The sequence below is a fragment of the uncultured Turicibacter sp. genome (genome assembly GCF_938044715.1).
Classification (GTDB): domain Bacteria; phylum Bacillota_I; class Bacilli_A; order MOL361; family Turicibacteraceae; genus Turicibacter; species Turicibacter sanguinis.
The window spans coordinates 1-2,926 of sequence record NZ_CALIOS010000035.1 but is presented as its reverse complement, the minus strand read 5'-3'; the positions used below and the strand labels follow the sequence as shown (position 1 = coordinate 2,926).

Sequence of the window (2,926 nt, the reverse complement as noted above, 5' to 3'; positions counted from 1 at the left end):
CCTTTTTTAATTTTAAAAAACTTATTACATATCTTTTATCTATATTTATTAATATTTATTACAAGGTTTCAAAAAGTTTACAGTCATTTATATCGAGTTTCAAAAAAATTACAATTATTGTTAATAAAAGATTAAAATGGTAAAATTGATGTATGAGTTCGTACTATTTTTAGGGGGTAAAAATAACATATATTAAAGCGCCTTATTTTATATTTTGATCAGGTGAAATGAATGAATCAATAAAAAATAGTCAAAGATGAAGGTGAATCATGAGATAGAAAGAATAGTAGTTAGGAGGGGCATGAAATAATGAATATTCAAGGAAGGTTTTCATCATACTTAGATGAATATAATAAAATTACGATCTTAGTACCAAAGAGTTATTATGGAGGGGAAATTGCACCTTTTAGATTAGTTAATCTAATGAATCAGGAAGTACTCGAGTTAAAAGTAGAAGAAAAATTTGATTTTGGAAATGAGCTAAAATATATTTTATCGATTCAAGGGTTTGTTGAAGTAGGGCAAGAATATAGGGTCATGGATTGTTATAATAATGATAGCTATTTATTTTTAGGCTATATTGCGAGAACAGATGAATTCGATAAGCGTTTTTATTATACTGGAGACGATTTAGGAGCGACTTACTCTAAGACAATGACACGCTTTAAATTATGGGCGCCAACAGCGACACAAGTCCAACTAGTCCTTTATGAAGAGGATGTGACGCATTATCGCAAAATGAAACGAAGATCAAAAGGAATTTGGGAATTAACGGTTTATCAAGATTTAGAGGGATATCGTTATCGTTATGAAATCGTAAATAATCTCGTTAAACAAGAAACCATTGATCCATATGGCATCGCATCGACTGCTAATGCGACTTATAGTGTCATTATTGATCCCGCTTTATGCGAAACAATTAATCATGATATTAGACCCCAACTTAATCAACCAACAGATGCCATTATTTATGAACTTAGTGTCAGAGATTTTACAATTAATGATGAATTCATTAGGCATAAAGGGAAATATTTAGGCTTAACAGAATGGCTAGAAGGGAGTAATACAGGACTAGATTATTTGAAAAATTTAGGTGTGACCCATATTCAATTACTTCCGATATTTGATTTTGAAGGTGTTGATGAATTAAATCCACAAAAAAGTTATAACTGGGGGTATAATCCTGTTCAATACAACGTTCCAGAAGGAAGTTATTCAACAGATGCCACGAATCCGTATGCTCGTATTAATGAATTAAGAAAATTAATTAATACACTACATGAAAATGGATTTGGTGTTATTATGGATGTGGTATACAATCACGTATATGAACGACGCACTTTTCCTTTTGATGCAATGGTTCCAACATACTTTTATCGCTATGACTATCAAGGAATGCCATCAGATGGAACAGGGTGTGGAAATGACTTAGCAACTAATCGATTAATGGTTCGCAAATTTGTATTAGACTCTGTAAAATTCTGGGTTGAAGAATATGGAATTGATGGGTTTAGATTTGACTTAATGGGGATTATAGATGTAGATACGATGAATGAAATTCATCAATTATGTGAGGAATTAAATCCATCGATTTTGATTTATGGAGAAGGCTGGGATATGAATACGCCACTTCCTCAAAATCAAAAAGCAGCTAAATTCAACGCTTATAAAATGCCTAAAATTGGACACTTTAACGACTCATTTAGAGATAATATAAAGGGTCATACTTTTAATCATCAAGAGCGTGGCCTAGCACTTGGAAACTTTGGATATGCGAATGTGGGAAAACAATTATTAGCAGGAAGTTCTGGATTAAGTGAAGGAGAAACGTATATGTTTTATCAACCTTCACAAAGTATAAACTACATTGAATGTCATGATAATCACACGTTATGGGATCGCATGCAACTTTCAAATGGTGATGAGAGTGATGAAATTCGTCAAAAACGTCAAATATTAGCGACAGCCATGGTTATTTTTGCGCAAGGGATTCCTTTTATCCAGTCTGGACAAGAATTCTTTAGAAGTAAAAAAGGAATTGAGAATAGCTATAATATGCCAGATGAAATTAATGCGATTAATTGGGAAGAGGCCAAATCACACCAATCAAGCATCGATTTGATAAGAGGATACATTCAAATTAGAAAGGCACATGGCGCTTTTAGATTTTCTAATTCTTTATTAGTAAAAAAACATCTTCGTATTTTTCAACATCATCATTCTGTGATAGAATATACTTTGAAAAATGTTAAAGAATATGGTGAATGGGACGAAATTCATGTCTTCTTCAATACACAAAATCGATCAGTAGAAATTCCGGTGATGACAAAAGGATTACAAATCATTGCAAATGCCTCTAAAAGTGGTTTAACCTCTTTAGGTGAAGTTGGAAATGAGCTTAGCATAGAACCTCTAAGTACAACGATTATCGTCAAATAAAGGAGATCCCACATGGAAGCAGATAAAGATATCATCAATCGATTAAAACGGGTCGAAGGACAAAATAGAGAAATGATTCGAATGATTGAAGAAGAAAAAGATTGTCGTTCGGTTATTCATCAAATGAATGCTGCTAAAACAGCCATTGATCGAGCCATTGGTTATACAGTGGCCAATCATCTAGAAAATAGTATTTAGCAGTATATTGAAGCAAAGAATAAAGATAATCAAGTATTAGAAGAGGCAATTGATTTGGTTATCAGAAGTAGATAGGGAAAAATCCTTAGCACTGCTAAGGATTTTTTATTAGAGAAATGGAGTGTTACGATGACAAATCAAGTAAACATCAAGATTTTAGGTGTAGAAGATGCTCTAATTTTAAATGCCATGCAAGTATTGAATCAGACATTTTTTACAAGTTCAACCATTAATGAATCAGAACAGCCGGACCTAATCTTTTATTATGAAGAAAAAAAAGAAGGAGATG

Annotated in this window: 2 protein-coding genes; both read left to right on the top strand. The window is 32.5% G+C overall.

Annotated features, from left to right (window positions below; all coding sequences use genetic code 11):
- The first annotated feature begins 309 nt into the window (after positions 1-309).
- Positions 310-2,439, top strand: coding sequence for a type I pullulanase (gene pulA, locus QWC74_RS03565; protein WP_006785683.1), 2,130 nt, complete (start codon positions 310-312; stop codon positions 2,437-2,439).
- A 12-nt stretch (positions 2,440-2,451) separates the two neighbouring features.
- On the top strand, positions 2,452-2,637 hold the full coding sequence (locus QWC74_RS03560) for a metal-sensing transcriptional repressor (RefSeq protein ID WP_006785684.1): 186 nt from the start codon (positions 2,452-2,454) through the stop codon (positions 2,635-2,637).
- The last annotated feature ends 289 nt before the right edge of the window (positions 2,638-2,926 follow it).